This window comes from Saccharopolyspora sp. MMCC62, assembly GCF_057736575.1.
In genome coordinates this window covers 456,820-474,832 of the sequence record NZ_JBYKCM010000004.1, presented here as the reverse complement: position 1 = coordinate 474,832, position 18,013 = coordinate 456,820, and the positions used below count along the sequence as shown (strand labels likewise).

The 18,013-nt window shown below is 72.5% G+C and carries 15 protein-coding genes; 5 read left to right on the top strand and 10 right to left on the bottom strand.

All coding sequences use genetic code 11. The annotated features are described in order from the left end of the window. Positions 1 to 12 precede the first annotated feature (12 nt). The 3 genes from AC29IT_RS12645 to AC29IT_RS12635 all read right to left on the bottom strand — a co-directional run bounded on the left by AC29IT_RS12645 (position 13) and on the right by AC29IT_RS12635 (position 3,681). A complete protein-coding gene (locus AC29IT_RS12645; protein WP_358436638.1) occupies positions 13 to 1,728 on the bottom strand; it encodes an FAD-dependent oxidoreductase in 1,716 nt (571 codons plus the stop codon). A gap of 168 nt (positions 1,729 to 1,896) precedes the next feature. Next, positions 1,897 to 3,027, bottom strand: coding sequence for a GuaB3 family IMP dehydrogenase-related protein (locus AC29IT_RS12640; RefSeq protein ID WP_358436641.1), 1,131 nt, complete (start codon positions 3,025 to 3,027; stop codon positions 1,897 to 1,899). A gap of 90 nt (positions 3,028 to 3,117) precedes the next feature. Then, the gene (locus AC29IT_RS12635; RefSeq protein WP_358436644.1) at positions 3,118 to 3,681 is read right to left on the bottom strand and encodes a TetR/AcrR family transcriptional regulator; all 564 of its coding nucleotides are present in this window, start codon (positions 3,679 to 3,681) and stop codon (positions 3,118 to 3,120) included. 94 nt (positions 3,682 to 3,775) lie between these two features. On the opposite strand from AC29IT_RS12635, the gene AC29IT_RS12630 reads away from it, so the two are divergent. After that, positions 3,776 to 4,693 (top strand): NmrA family NAD(P)-binding protein, encoded by a 918-nt coding sequence (locus tag AC29IT_RS12630; protein WP_488218796.1) that lies wholly within the window; start codon positions 3,776 to 3,778, stop codon positions 4,691 to 4,693. 49 nt (positions 4,694 to 4,742) lie between these two features. Here the strand turns inward: AC29IT_RS12630 and guaB are convergent, their stop codons facing one another. After that, positions 4,743 to 6,254, bottom strand: coding sequence for an IMP dehydrogenase (gene guaB / locus AC29IT_RS12625; protein ID WP_224956125.1), 1,512 nt, complete (start codon positions 6,252 to 6,254; stop codon positions 4,743 to 4,745). Between the two features lie 239 nt (positions 6,255 to 6,493). On the opposite strand from guaB, the gene AC29IT_RS12620 reads away from it, so the two are divergent. Further along, on the top strand, positions 6,494 to 6,895 hold the full coding sequence (locus tag AC29IT_RS12620) for a DUF5319 domain-containing protein (protein ID WP_224968014.1): 402 nt from the start codon (positions 6,494 to 6,496) through the stop codon (positions 6,893 to 6,895). Between the two features lie 136 nt (positions 6,896 to 7,031). Here the strand turns inward: AC29IT_RS12620 and AC29IT_RS12615 are convergent, their stop codons facing one another. The 4 genes from AC29IT_RS12615 to AC29IT_RS12600 all read right to left on the bottom strand — a co-directional run bounded on the left by AC29IT_RS12615 (position 7,032) and on the right by AC29IT_RS12600 (position 11,912). Continuing rightward, positions 7,032 to 8,084, bottom strand: coding sequence for an anti-sigma-D factor RsdA (locus AC29IT_RS12615; protein ID WP_488218795.1), 1,053 nt, complete (start codon positions 8,082 to 8,084; stop codon positions 7,032 to 7,034). Positions 8,085 to 8,402: 318 nt separating this feature from the next. Next, entirely contained in the window at positions 8,403 to 8,975 is a 573-nt protein-coding gene (locus AC29IT_RS12610; RefSeq protein ID WP_184483051.1) for a sigma-70 family RNA polymerase sigma factor, read from the bottom strand. Between the two features lie 653 nt (positions 8,976 to 9,628). Beyond that, the gene (locus AC29IT_RS12605) at positions 9,629 to 10,225 is read right to left on the bottom strand and encodes a response regulator transcription factor (RefSeq protein WP_184483053.1); all 597 of its coding nucleotides are present in this window, start codon (positions 10,223 to 10,225) and stop codon (positions 9,629 to 9,631) included. A gap of 298 nt (positions 10,226 to 10,523) precedes the next feature. Next, complete coding sequence (locus AC29IT_RS12600) at positions 10,524 to 11,912, bottom strand: MerR family transcriptional regulator (RefSeq protein WP_488218886.1); 1,389 nt, start codon at positions 11,910 to 11,912, stop codon at positions 10,524 to 10,526. A 205-nt stretch (positions 11,913 to 12,117) separates the two neighbouring features. Here AC29IT_RS12600 and AC29IT_RS12595 point away from each other — a divergent pair, with 205 nt between their 5' ends. After that, complete coding sequence (locus AC29IT_RS12595) at positions 12,118 to 12,420, top strand: WhiB family transcriptional regulator (RefSeq protein ID WP_224956128.1); 303 nt, start codon at positions 12,118 to 12,120, stop codon at positions 12,418 to 12,420. Between the two features lie 266 nt (positions 12,421 to 12,686). Here AC29IT_RS12595 and groL read toward each other — a convergent pair whose 3' ends face one another. Beyond that, positions 12,687 to 14,306 (bottom strand): chaperonin GroEL, encoded by a 1,620-nt coding sequence (gene groL, locus AC29IT_RS12590; protein ID WP_488218794.1) that lies wholly within the window; start codon positions 14,304 to 14,306, stop codon positions 12,687 to 12,689. 231 nt (positions 14,307 to 14,537) lie between these two features. Then, positions 14,538 to 14,828, bottom strand: a complete 291-nt coding sequence (gene groES, locus AC29IT_RS12585; protein ID WP_184483059.1) for a co-chaperone GroES — start codon at positions 14,826 to 14,828, stop codon at positions 14,538 to 14,540. An 803-nt stretch (positions 14,829 to 15,631) separates the two neighbouring features. Between groES and AC29IT_RS12580 the strand changes: the two genes are divergently transcribed. Both AC29IT_RS12580 and AC29IT_RS12575 read left to right on the top strand, forming a co-directional pair. Further along, on the top strand, positions 15,632 to 17,197 hold the full coding sequence (locus tag AC29IT_RS12580) for an alkaline phosphatase D family protein (RefSeq protein WP_488218793.1): 1,566 nt from the start codon (positions 15,632 to 15,634) through the stop codon (positions 17,195 to 17,197). Positions 17,198 to 17,314: 117 nt separating this feature from the next. Continuing rightward, the gene (locus AC29IT_RS12575; protein ID WP_358436661.1) at positions 17,315 to 17,866 is read left to right on the top strand and encodes a SanA/YdcF family protein; all 552 of its coding nucleotides are present in this window, start codon (positions 17,315 to 17,317) and stop codon (positions 17,864 to 17,866) included. The last annotated feature ends 147 nt before the right edge of the window (positions 17,867 to 18,013 follow it).

The window sequence follows — 18,013 nt, the reverse complement described above, 5'->3', positions numbered from 1 at the left end:
CAGCGGCTCCGGTCAGACCAGTGGCAGGCGCAGCGCCGCGGGCGCCTCGGCGGGGACCGCCGGGTGCTTCGGCGCGATCGGGGTCATCCGGTGGTAGCCGTCGGCCTGCGCGGCGCGCCGGTCCGGTTCGCCCTTGTTCGGCCACATCGAGAACGCCCGCTCCGCCTGCGCGGTGATCGTCAGCGACGGGTTCACCCCGAGGTTCGCGGTGATCGCGGAGCCGTCCACGATCGACAGCGTCGGGTGCCCGTAGGCCCGGTGGTACGGGTCGATGACGCCGTGCTCGGCGTCCTCCCCGATGGCGCAACCGCCGATGAAGTGCGCGGTCATCGGCATGTCGACCAGTTCGCCCCAGGTGCCGCCCGCGATGCCGCCGATCTGCTCGGCGACCCGCTCGTTGGCCTCCTCACCGGCGGGGATGAAGCTGGGGTTGGGTGCGCCGTGGCCTTGCCGGGAGGTGAGCCGGGAGCCGAACAGGCCGCGCTTGACCCGGGTGATCAGCGAGTTGTCCAGGCTCTGCATCACCAGCAGGATGATCGTGCGCTCGCTCCAGTTCCGCACCACCGCCATCTTCAGCGCCTTCAGCGGGTCGGTGCGCACGAACCGCAGCCACTGCTTCCAGCGCGGGTCGGGGTGGTCGCCCTTGGTCGGGAAGGTCTGCAACAGCCCCATCGCGTTGCTGCCCTTGCCGTAGCGGACGGGTTCGATGTGGGTGTCCTCGTCGGGGTGGAACGAGGAGGTGATGGCGACGCCGCTGGAGTAGTCCTGCTCGCCGAGCTGCGGCACCTGCGCGCCGATGATGGCTTCGGAGTTGGTGCGGGTGAGCTCGCCGAGCTTCGCCGACAGCCGCGGCAGGTCGCCCCGGTCCCGCGCCCGGTGCAGCAGGTTCTGGGTGCCCCAGGTCCCGGCGGCGACGACGACCTGGTCGGCGGTGAACACCCGGCTGCCGAGCGCGGTCTTCGCGCCGGTGCGGCGGGTGCCGATGCGCCAGCGGCCGTCGCGGCCTTCGGCGAGCCGGTGCACGGTGGTCAGCGGGAACACCTCCGCGCCCCCGGCTTCGGCGAGGTGCAGGTAGTTCTTGACCAGCGTGTTCTTCGCCCCGACGCGGCAGCCGGTCATGCACGAGCCGCATTCGGTGCAGCCGGTGCGCTCCGGTCCGGCGCCGCCGAAGTAGGGGTCGGCGACGGTGCGCCCCGGTTCGCCGAAGTGCACGCCGACCGGCGTCGGGTGGTAGCTGTCGCCGACGCCCATGTCGGCGGCGACCTTCTTCATCACCACGTCGGACGGGGTGGTCGTCGGGTTGGTGACGACGCCCAGCATCCGGCTGGCCTGGTCGTAGTGCGGGGAGAGCTCGTCCTCCCAGTCGGTGATGTGCGCCCACTGCGAGTCGTTGTAGAACGGCTTCAGCGGCCGGTACAGCGTGTTCGCGTACACCAGCGAACCGCCGCCGACCCCGGCTCCGGCGAGGATGAGGCAGTCGCGGAGCAGGTGGATGCGCTGGATGCCGTAGCAGCCGATCTGCGGTGCCCACAGGAATCGGCGCAGGTCCCAAGAGGTCTTGGCGAACTCGTCGTCGCTGAAGCGGCGGCCCGCTTCCAGCACGGCCACCCGGTAGCCCTTCTCGGTGAGCCGCAGCGCGGCGACGCTGCCGCCGAACCCGGAGCCGATCACGACGACGTCGTAGTGCTGCGGACCGCGCTGACCCTGAGCACCGTTGCTGGAAGCCATGCCGGACACGTTAGCCTTCATTACTCGCGGGTAGCTAGACCTTCCGGCGCTCCCCCGCCGACGAATTTCCGCCCCTCGGCCCGATCCGTCCGGTTCAGGACGAGCGGCGCCCGGCCTGCCGAGCAGACCGGGCGCGCACGATCAGGGCCGCGGAGCGGCGCGGCAGGATCACCGCCGCAGCGTCAGGCCGACCTTCTGGAACTCCTTGAGCTCCGAGTAGCCGGTCTTCGCCATCGCGCGCCGCAGCCCGCCGAACAGGTTGATGGTGCCGGACGCGTCGCTGCTCGGTCCGAACAGCAGCGTCTCCAGGTCCACACCGGCGCCGGTGAAGCCCATGATCTCGCTGCGCGGCAGGTTCGGGTGCGCGGCGGCCGCGGTCCAGTAGTAGCCCTGGCCCGGCGCCTCCTCCGCTTCGGTGAGGGCTTCGCCCAGCACGACGGCGTCCGCACCGCAGGCGATGGCCTTGGCGATGTCGCCGGAGTGGGACAGCGCGCCGTCGGCGAGCACGTGCACGTACCGGCCGCCGGTCTCGTCGAGGTAGTCGCGGCGGGCCGCGGCGGCGTCGGCGATGGCGGTGGCCATCGGCACGCCGATGCCCAGCACCTGGGTGGTCGTGGTGGCCATCGACTCGCCGAAGCCGACGATCACGCCGGCCGCGCCGGTGCGCATCAGGTGCATGGCGGTGCGGTAGTCGCCGACACCACCGGCGATCACCGGCACGTCGAGGTCGGCGATGAAGCGCTTCAGGTTGAGCGGTTCGCCGTCCCGGGCCACGTGCTCGGCGGAGACGATGGTGCCGTGCACCATCAGCACCTCGACGCCCGCGGCGAGCAGGTCGGGGGTGAGCTCTTCGGCGTGCTGCGGGCTGACCCGCGCGGCGACGGTGACCCCGGAGTCCTTGATCTGCTTGATGGCCCGGGTGAGCAGGTCGTGCCGCACCGGTGCGGCGTGCAGCTCCTGCAGCAGCTTGATCGCGGCGGTGGGCTCCTCGCTCTCCTCCGCGACGCGCACGACCTCGAACAGCCGCTCCTCGACGTTCTCGTGCCGGGCCCAGAGCCCTTCGGCGTTGAGCACGCCGAGGCCGCCGAGCTCGCCGACGCGGATCGCCGTCGCCGGGGACACCACGGCATCGGTCGGGTGCGTCACCAGCGGGATGCCGAACCGGTACGCGTCGATCTGCCACGACAGCGACACGTCCTGCGATGAACGGGTCCGCCGGGACGGGACGATCTCGATGTCGTCCAGCTCGTACCCGCGCATGGCCGTCCGGCCCATGCCGATCTCCACCAGATCCCGCACGTCAGTTCCTCCTAGGTGGACCGCAGCACTCCGACGGAGCATTCTCGCTGCCGCCGCGCCCAGTCTCGCAGCCGCCCCTCCCCGGACGGTTCAGCGCTGCGGTGCGAGTCCGGTCACGGCGAGCCGGAACAGCCGCTCGGCTTCGGCGGCGGCGTCGGCGCGGTGCTCGACGGCGAGCACGATGCCGACGACGAGGGTGATCAGGTCGGCGAGGTCGATCTCGGCCCGGACCGCCCCTTCCCGCACGGCCCGCGCGAGCAGCGGCGCGCCCGCGCCCTCCAGCAGTGCCGCGCACGAGTTGCCCTGCACCGGCTCGGCGGCGTCCGCGTAGGACAGCGCGGCGGCGAGCCCGCGGACGTCGGTCGAGTACGCGAGCACCTCGCCGAGCCACTCCAGCAGCGCGGCGCGGCCGTCGGGGGCGCCGGTCAGCTCGGCGGCACGGCGGCGCAGGTCGTCGATGCGGTCGTGCGACACGGCTTCGAGCAGGGCTCGACGGGTGGGGAAGTGCCTGCGAACGGTGGCGGAGCCGACGCCCGCGGTGCGGGCGATGCGTTCCAGGGAGGCGTCGGCGCCGCGGGCGGCGACCTCCTCGGCGGCGACGGCGAGGATGCGCGCGTGGTTGCGCCGGGCGTCCGAGCGTTGACCGGCGGGCATGGCGGTACCTCCAGCTACCGAAACGGCGGGGTCCGCCGTATCGTACGATGCTAGAAACGGCGGGCCCCGCCGTTTACCGTCCGAGGAGCCGAGCATGCCCCCGAACCACGCACCCGTCCTGGTCACCGGCGCCACCGGCAAGCAGGGCGGCGCCACCGCCCGCGCCCTGCTCGCCGCGGGCGTCCCCGTCCGCGCCCTGGTCCGCGACGCCACCACCGGACCCGCCACCGAGCTGCGCGCGCTCGGCGCCGAACTCGTCACCGGCGACCTCCGCCATCCCGCCTCCCTGCCGGACGCGGTGCGCGGCGCCCGCGCCGTCTTCTCGGTGCAGATGCCCGAGATCACCGCCGACGGGTTCGACTTCGCCGGTGAGGTCAGCCAGGGCGGCAACCTCGTCGAGGCGGCACGCGCCGCCGAGGTGCCGCAATTCGTGCACACCTCGGTCAGCGGCGCCGGTCAGCACACCCGGGCCCCCGGCTGGGCGGAGGGCCGCTGGCGCGACATGGCCCCCACTCTCGACGCCAAGAGCGCCGTCCAGGACCTGGTGCGGGCGGCCGACTTCCCCAGCTGGACGTTGCTCAAGCCGCCGTTCTTCATGGAGAACTTCCGGCCCGAGATGGCGTTCCTGTTCCCCCGCGGCGTCGAGGGCGGCCTGGTCAGCGTCATCAAGCCGGACACCGAGCTGGCCCTGATCGCGGTCGCCGACATCGGCGCGGCGGCCGCGGCGGCCTTCGCCGAACCGGGGCGGTTCCACCGGGTCGAGCTGGAGCTCGCGAGCGACCGGCTGCCGATGACGCGGATCGCCGAGGTCCTCACCGGCGCGCTCGGCGTCCCGCTGACCGCGCCGGACCTGGACGTCGAGGCGGCGCGCGCGGCGGGCATGCCGGAGATGGGTTCGACGCACGAGTGGCTGAACGCGGTCGGCCAGCCCGCCCGGCCGGAGTTCGCGGCCGAGCTCGGCCTGCCGACCACCTCGTTCGAGGAATGGGCGACCGCGCAGCTGCGCGGGTGACCCGGTGCGGAGTAGGGCGCGGGAACCCTCGGCTCCCGCGCCCCGCACCTCACCGGGTCGTGTAGTTCGGCGCCTCGACGGTCATCGTGATGTCATGCGGGTGCGATTCCTTCAGCCCCGCCGCGGTGATCCGCACCAGGTTCGCCCGCTGCAGCTCGGGAACGGTGGTCGAGCCGGTGTAGCCCATCCCGGAGCGCAGCCCGCCGACGAGCTGGTCCACCACCTGCGCGAGCGGCCCGCGGAACGGCACCCGGCCCTCGATGCCCTCCGGCACCAGCTTGTCCTCGGACAGCACGTCGTCCTGGAAGTAGCGGTCCTTCGAGTACGACCGGCCCTGCCCGCGGCTCTGCATCGCGCCGAGCGAACCCATGCCCCGGTACACCTTGAACTGCTTGCCGTTGACCAGCACCAGGTCCCCGGGCGATTCGGCGGTGCCCGCGAGCAGGCTGCCCAGCATCACGCTGCTGGCACCGGCGGCGATGGCCTTCGGGATGTCCCCGGAGTACTGGATGCCGCCGTCACCGATGATCGGCACCCCGGCGGGCCTGCAAGCCTGGTCGGCCTCGTAGATGGCGCTGATCTGCGGGACGCCGACGCCCGCGACGACGCGGGTGGTGCAGATCGAGCCCGGCCCGACGCCGACCTTGACGGCGTCGGCGCCCGCGTCGACGAGCGCCTGCGCCCCGGCGCGGGTGGCGACGTTGCCGCCGATGACGTCGACCGAGTGGCCCAGTTCCTTCTTCAGGGTGGCCACGGTGTCCACGACGGCCCGGGAGTGCCCGTGCGCGGTGTCCACGACCAGCACGTCCACCCCGGCGTCGACCAGCGCCATGGCCCGCTCGTGCGAGTCGGCGCCGACGCCGACCGCGGCGCCGCACAGCAGCCGACCGTCCGGGTCCTTGGTGGCGTTGGGGTACTGCTCGGTCTTGACGAAGTCCTTGACGGTGATCAGGCCGCGCAGCTTGCCCGCGTTGTCCACGATCGGCAGCTTCTCGACCTTGTGCCTGCGCAGCAGGCCGAGCGCGGCCTCGGCGGTGACGCCGACCTGCGCGGTCACCAGCGGCGCGGGCGTCATGATCTCGCGCACCCGACGGGTGTGGTCCACCTCGAACCGCATGTCGCGGTTGGTGATGATGCCGACGAGGGTGCCGTCGGGATCGGTGACGGGGACGCCGGAGATCCGGAAGCGGGCGCACAGCGCGTCCACTTCGGCCATGGTGTCCTCCGGCGAGCAGGTCACCGGGTCGGTGACCATGCCGGCTTCGGAGCGCTTCACGACCTCGGCCTGCGCGGCCTGCTCCTCCACCGACAGGTTCCGCTGCAGGATGCCGACGCCGCCCTGGCGGGCCATGGCGATCGCCATCCGCGCCTCGGTCACGGTGTCCATCGCGGCGGACAGCAGCGGAACCCGCAGGCGCACGTTGCGCGACAGCTGCGTTCCCGTGTCGACGCCGCTGGGGATCACATCGGACTCATCGGGAAGCAGCAGCACGTCATCGAAGGTCAACCCGAGCGTCGCGAACTTCGCAGGGAAACCGGGGGCGGTGAGTTCGCTGGTCATGGCGAGGCGGTGTGCCTTCCTGCAAGCAACGGTGTGGTGACCGAAGGTTCCGGGCGGGGGCTCATCGGCGATACCGGGCACCGGAGGCGGCGGTTCGACGACGTCCCCGGCGCGAGCGGCAGGTGCGATTGACCCATGATAGAGACCCCGCTGGTCAGACATGGGAAGCGGTGGTGCAACGCACGGGCGCACCCGCGCGGGCGCCCCGAGGGGCGGTGCAGGTCGCGGTGGGCGGTACCGTGCCGGGCGTGCCGCACGATCCGCTGCCCCCAGACCCGTTCGCGGGCGACCCGGACGACCCGAGCAGAGCGCTCGACGACCAGGAGCCCGAGTTCGGCCCGCCGCTGGGCGAGGACGAACGGGCCGAGCTCCTCTCCGACCTCACCGACCTGGCCGTCTACCAGGCGCTGCTGGAACCGCGTGGTGTCCGCGGCATCGTCGTGGACTGCACCGACTGCGGTGAACCGCACTACCACGATTGGGAGCTGCTGCGCTCCAGCCTCGAGCAGTTGCTGCACGATGGCCGGATGCGCCCGCACGAGCCCGCGTTCGCCCCGGACCCCAGCGAGTACATGAGCTGGGAGTACTGCCGCGGCTTCGCCGACGGCGTCACCGAGACGGAGAACGAGAACACCCGCTGACCACCGGTCGAGCAGTGGCCGGTCAGCGGCGGTCCAGCGTCGGCCGGCGATCCTCGCGCGCTCCCCACCAGAACGTGAAACGGATCCGCGCCCTTCGCGGGCGCGGATCCGGATTCGTGCGTCAGTGCTGCGTGCGTCAGTTCGGCGTCGGGAACAGCCCGCCGCCGTGGTTCGGCGCCGACGTGGAGCCGTCCGGGTTCCCGCTGGACGGCATGTCGGTGCTGTCGCTGGTCTCGCTCGGCTGCGTCGTCGGCTCCGTCGGCTCCTGCGAGGAGCTCGGCGTGGTCGGCGAGGTCGGCGTCGGCCAGTCCGGCGGCGGCAGCTGCGGGTTCGACGGCGGGGGCGGTTCGACGGTGGAGGTCGACGTCGGGCGCGAGCTCGACGAGGACTCCGAGGTGGAATCGTCGGGCACCTGCGGGTGCTGGACGCGGTACTCCAGCAGCTGGTGCCGCAGCTCCAGGTCCTTGAGGCGCGAACCGGCGTTCTGCATGGTCTGGTGCGCCAGCTGCAGCGACACCTTCGCGTCGCTGTAGTAGCCCGAGTTCAAGAGGCGCTCCGCCTCGTCCAGCTGCGACTGCGCCCGCTGCGCGGCCGCGGCCTCCTCCGTGTGGTCGTCGCTGTAGAGCACCTGCGCCACGCCCCAGAGCATGTCGCCGGGCATCGCGTCCCGGGCGGCGAGGCCGACCCCGGTGAACCCGATCATCAGCACCGCGGCGGCCGAGGCCACCGGGACCAGGTGCCTGCGGCGGGACTTGCGGCGCGGCCTGCTGCCCGCGGCGATCGCGGCGACCGCGGCATCGGTGTCCACCAGGTCGCCGATCGGCGCCGCGTCCACCTCCCGCCGCCACGCGACCAGCAGTGATTCCAGCGCGGGCGCGGTGTCGGCCGACTCCGCGGGCACGTTCGGGTTGGTGCCGCCGAGCGCGTCGAGCAGCGCGTCGTCGGCTTGCAGCTCGGAGAGGTTCAGCGGTTCCGAACCGACCTCGTCGGCGTCGATCAGCCCCGCGACCGCGGCCTGCTCGGTATCGGCGTCGGTGAGCAGCGGTCGTCGTCGGAAGTCCAGCACGGTGGCGCCGGCCTCCGCGGCCGAGGTGCCGAGTTCGGTCGTGACCTCGTCCTCGGGGCGCGCCACGCGAATCGTGCGCTGCTCGTCCGCCGCGTCCGCGACCGCTTCGCCGTGTTCGTCCACCGGTCCGGAGCCGCCGGTCCGTTCAGCGGATTCCGAAGACGTGGCCGAATGGGCCGAATGGACGGTAGGGTGGTCCCCGGCGTCCGATCCCGGACCGTCGGCGACGTCGGCGATGTGCGACCCGGACGCCGCCGGGGTGGCGGAGTCGGACTCTCGATTGTCGATCAGCTCGGCTCCCTCGCCAGCGGCGGGCACGGCCGGAGAATCCTCCGGCGCACGCGTTCCGCCCGCACGGTCGTCCTGCCGGCCGGAATCGACGGGATCGTCCGAGGCGTGCTCCCGTTTCGGGGCGCGCTCCGGTTCTTCCCGCTCGACCATTCAGACCACCTCCTCCGCGGACAGCGTCTTGCGCAGCCGGGCCAGTGCGCGGTGCTGTGCCACTCGCACCGCTCCCGGAGTCGAACCGACCGCTTCGGCCGTTTCCTCCGCGGACAACCCGACGACCACCCGGAGCAGCAGGATCTCCCGCTGCTTGGCCGGGAGGACGCGCAACAGCTGCGCCATCCTGCCCGAAAGCTCACCTTGCATGGCCCGCTGCTCCGGTCCAGCCTCGGATTCCGGGGTGTCCGGAACATCCGCCACCGGCTCGGAGCGGTTGCGGGCCGACGCCCGATGAGCATCAGCCACCTTGTGCGCGGCGATGCCGTATACGAACGCCAGGAAAGGACGACCTTGATCCCGGTAGCTGGGCAACGCCGTCAGCACGGCGAGGCACACTTCCTGGGCGACGTCGTCCGCCGAAGCGAACGACCGTTCGTTTCGTCCTACCCTGGCGCGGCAATACCGCACCACCAAAGGACGGATTTCGGCCAGCAAGCGCTCGATCGACTGACGATCGCCGTCGACGGCGGCGCCTACAAGTGCGTCCAGCCCGTCCCCCACGTTGCTCATCGCAGACAGCAGCCCTGGTGTTACGCGTTCAAGCGACTCGGATTTGCTCGGCGAACATCACGTGCACCGCACGCAGCGCCGAGGTCACCGTACCGGGAAAGGACTGATCCCTGAACAGGGAGTGGGGGCCAGCTGCGGTCGTTGTCACGTAACCATAACTACCAGATATCCACCCGAGCATCGTCCGCCCAGTCCGGAACCGGCACTGATCGACGGATGGTAGGGGGCGTTCGCGACACGGCGGTCGGCTCCCGGCTCGTCCCGGCCGGGTCATGAGACGTGTCCGCCGTCATGTCCCGGCGATGCGGCACCGGGACATGACGGTGGACACCGAAGTCCTGTCGACGCCGCCGAGCCCGAACGGCGGCGTCGAGGTGAACCGGGCGGCGGCCGCTGGCCGCGTTCCGGCGAGGGGCGTCACACAGCAGGAAGGAGCTCCCGCAGAACCTCCTCGGCTCATCCGTCGAGCCCTCGCGAGCGAGGACCCGGTCGCCGGGCTGTGCCGGGCACCGGAGTCGTCCGGGGCGTACCGCCCTGGACGAGCGCGATGCGAGGCGCGGCCCGCCGCCCGCGGGCGATCGGTGCACTGGGTGCGCCGACCGGAACCCGGATGATCGAGCGAGCAGGTGGGCTTCCGCGGAGTCCCGTTCGACTCAGGCGACCAGCCCTCGTCTGAACCCGTGCGCCACCGCCTGCGCCCGATCCCGCACTCCGAGCTTCCGGAAGAGCCGGCGGGCGTGGGTCTTGACGGTGTCCTCGGACAGGTAGAGCTCGCGGCCGATCTGGCCGTTGCTCTTCCCCTGACTCATCCCCCGCAGCACTTGCAACTCGCGCTCGGTGAGCTGCACGCCCGGATCGGACGGCTGCCGCGGTGCGGGGACGGACGTGCTGGCCAAGGTGTGCGCCAGCGCGGCGACCAGCTCCGGCCGCGAGGCGTCCCAGCGCAGATATCCACGAGCACCGCCGGCGATGGCCGCCGCGATGCTGCCCGCGTCGTCCGGCGCACCGAAGACGATCACATTGGCCTGGGGGTGGGCGGAGACGAGCCGCCTGGTGGCCTCGACACCGTTCGGCACCGCGCGTTGGGTGCCGACCAGCACGACGTCCACCGCTTGCCGCGCGAAGCGCGCGAGCAGCTCGTCACCGTGTGCTACGCAATCAATCCGACTCACTCCTGGGACAGCAGACATCACGCGAGTGAGCCCTTCCCGGACGCTGCGTCGGTCATCGCAGATCAGGACCGTCGTCACGGGAACTCCTTCCTGCAGGCGAGTGACGTTCCTCTTCCCCTATCGGACGCAAGCCGGGGAACCTTGACACGATCTAGTGCTGAATCCGTCCAGAGATCGGCTCACGCCACTCGTTCGAGATATTCACCGGAACGGAGCAGGGTCCGACGCGGGCACGGGCGAGAGACGATGTCACCCCTCGCTCAAGGCCCATACCTGCGATATTCACTCTGTTGTGGCCCTGTCGGGCGATCAGACACCCGATCTCGCGACACCCGGCAGTCAGCCGAAACTTGCCAAAAGTGATTTGCGTCACAGGTCAATCGAGCACGACTCGAACAACGCCTTTCGCGGCCTCCGCGAGCGTCGAAACCGTCTCCGCGTGACCCGGCAACCGGCCCGGCGCCCAGCCCGCGCCGGCGGCGAAGACCCGGGCCCGCTGCCGCGTTCCGGGCAAGCCAGCCAGCAGGGCGGGCGCCGCGTAGTGCGGCTGCTCCGCCCAGAGCACCACCACCGCGGGCGCCGCCCGGCGCACCGCCGCGTTCAGGCCCTCCGGCGGCAGGCCCGCGCCGAACAACCGGATCCCCACGCCGCGGGCGGCCAGTTCGGCGGCCAGCGCGACCAGCTCCAGCTCCTGCTGCTCCCCCGGCACCGGCGCCAGCAGCACCGGACGCGGGTTGCGCGGTTCGGGAGCGGCGGCCAGGACCGCACGTAACGCGGTCGCCGCGCTGTCGGTGAGCAGCCGCAGCGCCTCCACCCCGGTCCCGGTGTGCTGCCAGCGCCCGGTCACCGCGGCCAGCACCGGCGACAGCACCTCGGACCAGGTCGCGAGCACGCCCTGCTGCTCGATGGACTCGGCGAGCAGGCGCTGCTGGTGCCAGGCGTCCAGCGCGAGCACCGCCCGGCCGAGCCCGCGGGCGCGCGGCCCGGCACCGGTCAGGCGCAGCCCGCGCCCGCCCGGGTTGGCGGTGGACTCCGCAAGGGGCTCCTCGTCGAGCGGGTCGAGCACGCCGGAGATGAGGACCGGCTCGCCGGTCGCGGGGACCGCGGGCGCCGCGGCGCCGTCGCCGTGCCGGGGCAGCGGCGGGGTCGCGGCGAGCGCGTAGCGGGCGGCTTCGGCCGGGGAGGCGCCGCGCAGCAGGGCGCGCTGCATCTGCTCCAGCCGCGCGACGTCCTCGGGGCCGTAGCGGCGGTGGCGGCCGGTGGCGTGGTCGGTGGGTCCCAGGCCGTAGCGGCGGTCCCAGGTGCGCAGGGTGGCGGGCGCGACGCCGAGCCTGCGGGCGACGGCGGCCACGGAGAGGCGGGGTTCCTCCGGCTCGACCGCGTCGTGCGGCTCGGTTCCGGACGGGCTCGCGTCGAGCTCCGCGTCGGTGCCGAGCGATCCGGCGGCGAAGTCGGCGCGCGGCGGGTCCAGCCGGTCCTCCGCCACGGCTCCCGAACCCGACTCCGCCGACGTCGTCCCGGTCTCGGCGGAGCCCGCGGTTTCCGCGTCCGGCCGGGCCTCGGGCTCCGGGTCGCGGCGGTGCCTGCCGCCCCGGTGCGCGTCCGCCCCGGACGTCCCCTCCGCGATCTTGCGGCGGGCGCCGTTCCGATCTTCGTCGGCGGCCCCGGCTCCTCCGGCGGGTGCCGGGCCGTCCGGATGGTCGGCAAGTCGTGGATCAACCGCCCGGGCGGCGCCGTGCTGCCCGGACAGGGGTTCCTCCCGCATGGTCACGCGGTCATGTTCCGGATCGTGGCGGCCGCTGGCAAGCGGGTGCACCCGGATGCCACCGGTCAGAGATCACCCGTCAGTGAACAGCTTTCGGCGCGAAAGGGGTTGAACAAGCATTGGCGCGGTTCTACCTTGGATCATGCGAGGCCACGGCAGCCGCCGTGGCGGGGAGGGGATCCACCGGTGGGAGGTGGTTGTCGCAATGGCCGACACTCGACGTCTTCCAGGCCCGAACGCGGACATCTGGGACTGGCAGATCAAGGGCTCGTGCCGCGGGATGGACAGCGCGTACTTCTTCCATCCCGACGGCGAACGCGGCCCGGCACGGGCACGGCGTGAGTCGAAGGCGAAAGAGGTGTGCCAGCACTGCCCGGTTCTGGACCAGTGCCGCCGGCACGCGCTGGCGGTGCAGGAGCCTTACGGGATCTGGGGTGGGCTTTCGGAGTCCGAGCGCGAAGTGATCATCAAGACCCGCAAGCGCCGGGTGGCCGCACTGGCCGGTTGAGACGCGACCGCCGCGCGAACGGCGGTGGCGGTGCCCGCGCCGGGCGGGCCGAATCGGATGACTGCGAGGGGCGTCATCCGCGGCGGCCCCCGGGGCGAGCGCGAAAAGAGATCAGGGGCGGCACCCGAAGGTGCCGCCCCTGATTCACGTCCTCCCCCGGCGGCAGGCGCACCGCCCGGGAGCACCCGGTGCTCCCGCTCGGTGGCTCGGCCGCCGGCGGGCCGCCGCGCGCCCCGCCGAGCGGGACGAGCGGAACGACCCGGTCGTCAGTGGGAGTGGCCGTGGCCGTGGCCCGCGGCCTGCTCCGCTTCCTCCTCCGGCTTCTCCACCACGGCGCTCTCGGTGGTGAGCACCATGCGCGCGATGGAGGCCGCGTTGGCGACCGCGGACCGGGTGACCTTCAGCGGGTCGACGATGCCCGGCTCGATCAGGTCGCCGAAGGTGAGGTTCGCGGCGTTGTAGCCGGCGCCCCAGTCCAGGTCGCGGACCTTGGAGACGACGACGGCGCCTTCCTGGCCCGCGTTGCTGGCGATCCAGAACAGCGGGGCTTCGAGGGCCTTGCGGACGAGCCGCACGCCGGTGGCCTCGTCGCCGGTGAGGCCGAGGTCGCCTTCCAGCGCCTTGGACGCGTGGATGAGGCTGGAGCCGCCGCCGGGGACGCTGCCCTCTTCGGCCGCCGCCTTGGACGCCGCGACGGCGTCCTCGATGCGGGACTTGCGCTCCTTGAGCTCGGTCTCGGTGGCCGCGCCGACCTTGATCACGGCGACGCCGCCCGCGAGCTTGGCGAGCCGCTCCTGCAGCTTCTCCCGGTCCCAGTCGGAGTCGCTGGCCTCGATCTCCTTGCGGATCTGCTCGACCCGGGCCTGCACGTCGTCCTTGCTGCCGTGCCCGTCGACGAGGATGGTGTCGTCCTTGGTGACGGTGACGCGGCGGGCGCTGCCCAGGACCTCGGGGCCGGCCTCGGAGAGCTTGAGCCCGACCTCGGGGGCGATGACCTCCGCGCCGGTGACGGCGGCGAGGTCACCCAGGAACGCCTTGCGGCGGTCGCCGAAGTAGGGGGCCTTGACCGCGACGACCTTGAAGGTCTTGCGGATCGCGTTGACGACCAGGGTGGACAGCGCCTCGCCCTCGACGTCCTCCGCGATGATCAGCAGCGGCTTGCCGTTCTGGGCGACCTTCTCCAGCAGCGGCAGCAGGTCCTGGATGTTCGAGATCTTGTCCCGGTGCAGCAGGATCTGGGTGTCCTCGAGGACCGCTTCCTGCCGCTCCGCGTCGGTGACGAAGTACGGGGAGACGAAGCCCTTGTCGAACTGGACGCCCTCGGTGACCTCGAGCTCGGTGGCCAGCGTCGAGGACTCCTCGATGCTGATGACGCCGTCCTCACCGACCTTCTCCATCGCCTCGCCGACCAGCGCGCCGATGTTCTCGTCGCGGGAGGAGACGGTGGCGATCTGGGCGATGTTGTCGCGCCCCTTGACCGGGGTGGCCTTGGCCTTGAGCGCCTCGACGACCGCGTCGGTGGCGGCCTGGATGCCCTTGCCGAGCGAGGCCGGGTTGGCGCCGGCGGCCAGGTTGCGCAGGCCTTCCTTCACCAGGGCCTGGGCCAGGACGGTGGCGGTGGTGGTGCCGTCGCCCGCGACGTCGTTGGTCTTGGTGGCGACGTTCTTGGCGAGCTGGGCGCCGAGGTTCTCGTACGGGTCGTCGAGCTCGATCTCGCGCGCGATGGTGACGCCGTCGTTGGTGACCTGCGGGCCGCCGAACTGCTTGTCCAGCACCACGTGCCTGCCGCGCGGCCCGAGGGTCACCTTCACGGCGTCGGCGAGCTGGTTGACACCGCGCTCCAGCGCGCGGCGCGCCTGCTCGTCGAAGCTGATCTGCTTAGCCATGTTTCAACAGCCCTTCAGCATGGGGTGTTCGGAGGCCGGTCGCGATCGCCCCGGCGCGAGCTCGGTTCGACCCGGCGCGCCGAGGCGGTCCGGTGGGCCGCCGGGGTGCGGCGTCGGGTCGGCGGAGTCGCCGCAGCGTGCGGGCACGACGTCCGGCCTGGGATAGACCACCGCCCCGGGGTCCCGGAGGCGGGACCACCGGGGCGGTGGGATGCGCATGGTGCGGGATCGTCAGTTGACGACGGCCAGCACGTCGCGGGCGGAGAGGATCAGGTACTCCTCGCCGTTGTACTTGACCTCGGTGCCGCCGTACTTGGAGTAGATGACGACGTCACCTTCCTGCACGTCGACGGGGACGCGGTTGCCCTTGTCGTCGACACGACCCGGGCCGACGGCCAGGACCTTGCCCTCCTGGGGCTTCTCCTTGGCGGTGTCCGGGATCACGATGCCGGACGCAGTGGTCGTCTCGGCTTCGCTCGCCTGGACAACGATCTTGTCCTCAAGCGGCTTGATGCTCGCCACGGTGTGACCTCCACCTTCTGGGGCCTGCGTAAGCGTTGGCTGTGGTTTGGGTGACGGCTCCGTGGCTCCCCGTCGTCGCGGGTGCCGGGGCGCAGCGGCGCCGTGCTGATTGGCACTCTACCCACGCGAGTGCCAAGCCTCAACAACCGGGCACCCGATCCGCCGTCACTCGAAGGCGCGGAGCGCGCGACGCCGGGCGCTCCCGGGCCCCGCTCCGGACGGCGGACACCCGCAGTGCGCGCTCGGATACCGAGGAGTGGATCTCCGGTGATCGCGGAGGACGTTCCGGCAGCCGATCTTCCCGGCGCGGAACCGCCGAGGTGGGGCCGGGTCCACCCCGCGAGGGGCGGGCCGGCCGGCGGCGCGGCGCGGTCGCCGCCGACCGGCCCCTGCTGCCGATCTTCGCAGGTAGATCGGCATGCGGGAAATGTCACCGGAACCCGATGGCGGTTCACACCATCGAGGGGCTGTGGCTTAGGTTCTGCCGCATGGCTCCGACGAAGCCCACGAACCGTCCGTGGGAACGCCGCCCTCGCCCCTCTCGTCCACCCGGCCCGTCCGGGCCTCCCGGCCGGTCCGGCTGGCGCCCGCGCTGAACGTTCCTCCCGCTCCTCGGGAGGACCCTCCGGCGCGGTCGCGGTGATCAACAACCCGTCTTCGCCAGAAGTTAACCGGATGCCCACCGGGCGCGGATACCTTTCCACTCGTTCGAGTGAAGCCGAAAGCAGGACGCAACCCTGCTTCGACGTGCACCGAGCACGTCGGCCGCGGCGACCACCGACGTCTCTGGGAGGACCGCCCGAATGCCCGACCCCACCACGTCCCGATCCGTGTCCCGCCGTGCCGTGCTGCTCGGCGGCGCCGCGGCGCTGGGCACCACCGCACTCGCCGGAACCGCGCTCGCCGGACCGCTCTCGCTGCCCGGCGCGGGCACCGGCCGCCCGCTCGGCGACCCGTTCACCCTCGGCGTCGCCTCCGGCGACCCGGCGCCGGACGGCGTCGTGCTCTGGACCAGGCTCGCCCCCGACCCGACCGCCGACGACGGCCGCGGCGGCATGCCCGGCAAGGCCGTCGACGTGGAGTGGGAGGTCGCCGAGGACGAGCGGTTCAGCCGCGTCGTGCAGCGCGGGCGGGCCCAGGCCGCCCCGGAACTCGGCCACAGCGTGCACGTCGAGCTCGAAGGACTGCGGCCCGGCGCCGAGTACTACTACCGGTTCCGCACCGGAGGCGCCGTGTCCCGCACCGGCTTCACCCGCACCGCCCCCGCGCCCGGCTCGCTCGACCCGCTGACCATGTGCTTCGCGTCCTGCGCGCACTTCGGCCAGGGCCACTTCACCGCCTACCGGCGGATGGCCGAGGACCAGCCCGGGTTGATCCTGCACCTCGGCGACTACCAGTACGAGTACGCCGCGGAGGACGAGGACGTGCGGCGGGTGCTCGGGCCGGAGACCCGCACGCTGGCGAACTACCGGCAGCGGCACGCCCAGTACAAGACCGACGCCGACCTGCAGCTCGCGCACGCCACCGCGCCCTGGATCGTGGTGTGGGACGACCACGAGACCGAGAACAACTGGGCCGGGGACGTGCCGGAGACGCCCGACGAGCACTTCCTCGACCGGCGCGCCGCCGCGTTCCAGGCGTACTACGAGAACATGCCGCTGCGCTCCTCGGCCAAGCCCGTCGGCGCCGACATGCGGCTGTACCGCCGGTTGGAGTGGGGCGGGCTGGCCACGTTCCACTTGCTCGACACCCGCCAGTACCGCGACGACCAGCCCTGCGACGACGCCGGGAACGTGGACTGCGCGGAGCGGCTGGAACCGGACCGCACGATCACCGGCGCCGAGCAGGAGCGCTGGCTGCTGGACGGGATCGCGGCCTCGGAGGCGCGCTGGGACGTGCTGGGCCAGCAGGTGTTCTTCTCCCGGCTGGACAACGACGTGGACGAGGGCGTCGCGTTCAGCACCGACTCGTGGGCGGGCTACGTGGCGAACCGGGACCGGATCGCCGCGGGGCTCGCGCAGGCGCGCAACGCGGTGGTGCTGACCGGCGACGTGCACCGGCACTGGGCCGCGGAGGTGCAGGCCGCGCACGAGGACCCGGACTCGGCGGTGGTCGGCACCGAGCTGGTCACCACCTCGATCACCAGCGGCGGCGACGGGGACGACGACCCGAAGTCGGCCGTGCTGGCGGAGAACCCGCACATCAAGTTCCACCGGAACCGCCGCGGCTACGTGCGCACCCGGTTCGGCGCGGACGAGCTGCGGGCGGACTACCGGACGGTGCCGCACGTGACGAAGCCGGACGGCGCGGCGAGCACCGCGCAGAGCTTCACCGTCGCCGACGGCGAACCGAGGCTGCGCGGGGCCTGATCCGGCGCGGGTGCCGTCCGGCGCGGTCCGGGCGGCACCCGTTCAGCCGCTGTCGGCGACCCGGCCGCGGCACGGCACACTTGCCGGGTGCGCGGGCGATGGTGTGGTGCGGTGGTGATGGCGGCGGCGGTGGCCGCGGCGCCGTCGTGGTGGGTGCTGGTGCGCAGCCGTGGCCGGGTGCGGACGGTGGCCGACGTGCCCGACGCCGAGGTCGCGCTGGTGCTGGGCGCCGGGGTGCGCCGCGACGGGCTGCCGAGCCGGATCCTGCAGGGCAGGCTCGCCGTCGCGGTGGAGCTGCACCGGGCGGGCCGGGTGCGGTGGATCCTGGTCAGCGGCAGCCCGCACTCCCGCGGGTACAGCGAACCGGTCGTGATGCGGGACTTCCTGCTGCGCCACGGGATTCCGGAGCGGGCGGTGGTGATGGACGAGTCCGGTGTGGACACCTGGGCGTCCTGCCGCGGCGCGGTCGCGGACTTCGGGCTGCACGCGGTGACCGTGGTGACCTCGAAGTTCCACCTGCGCCGGTCGATCGCGCTGTGCCGCCGCGCCGGGATGGACGCCTGCGGGGTGGGGCACGACGCGGCGGCGGACGGGTTGCGGCGGGTGTCCGCGCGCGGTGCGCGGCGCGAGTTCCTGGCCGTGACGAAGGCGTTCTGGTTCAGCCGGTGAGCGCGGCGCGGTCGGCGCGCCGGGTCCGCTCGTGGTGGGCGCGTTCGTGGTCCGCTCCGTGGTCCGCTCGCTGGTTCGCTCGCTCGTAGGCCGGCTCCTGGTTCTCCCCTTGGTCCGGCCGTTCGTAGGGCTCCTCTTGATCCGGAC

Coding starts and splice junctions, on each gene's coding strand:
- AC29IT_RS12645 (WP_358436638.1), bottom strand. CDS start 1,728: ATGGCTTCCAGCAACGGTGCTCAGGGTCAGCGCGGTCCGCAGCACTAC.
- AC29IT_RS12635 (WP_358436644.1), bottom strand. CDS start 3,681: ATGCCCGCCGGTCAACGCTCGGACGCCCGGCGCAACCACGCGCGCATC.
- AC29IT_RS12630 (WP_488218796.1), top strand. CDS start 3,776: ATGCCCCCGAACCACGCACCCGTCCTGGTCACCGGCGCCACCGGCAAG.
- guaB (WP_224956125.1), bottom strand. CDS start 6,254: ATGACCAGCGAACTCACCGCCCCCGGTTTCCCTGCGAAGTTCGCGACG.
- AC29IT_RS12610 (WP_184483051.1), bottom strand. CDS start 8,975: ATGAGCAACGTGGGGGACGGGCTGGACGCACTTGTAGGCGCCGCCGTC.
- AC29IT_RS12600 (WP_488218886.1), bottom strand. CDS start 11,912: ATGCGGGAGGAACCCCTGTCCGGGCAGCACGGCGCCGCCCGGGCGGTT.
- AC29IT_RS12595 (WP_224956128.1), top strand. CDS start 12,118: ATGGCCGACACTCGACGTCTTCCAGGCCCGAACGCGGACATCTGGGAC.
- groL (WP_488218794.1), bottom strand. CDS start 14,306: ATGGCTAAGCAGATCAGCTTCGACGAGCAGGCGCGCCGCGCGCTGGAG.
- AC29IT_RS12580 (WP_488218793.1), top strand. CDS start 15,632: ATGCCCGACCCCACCACGTCCCGATCCGTGTCCCGCCGTGCCGTGCTG.
- AC29IT_RS12575 (WP_358436661.1), top strand. CDS start 17,315: ATGGCGGCGGCGGTGGCCGCGGCGCCGTCGTGGTGGGTGCTGGTGCGC.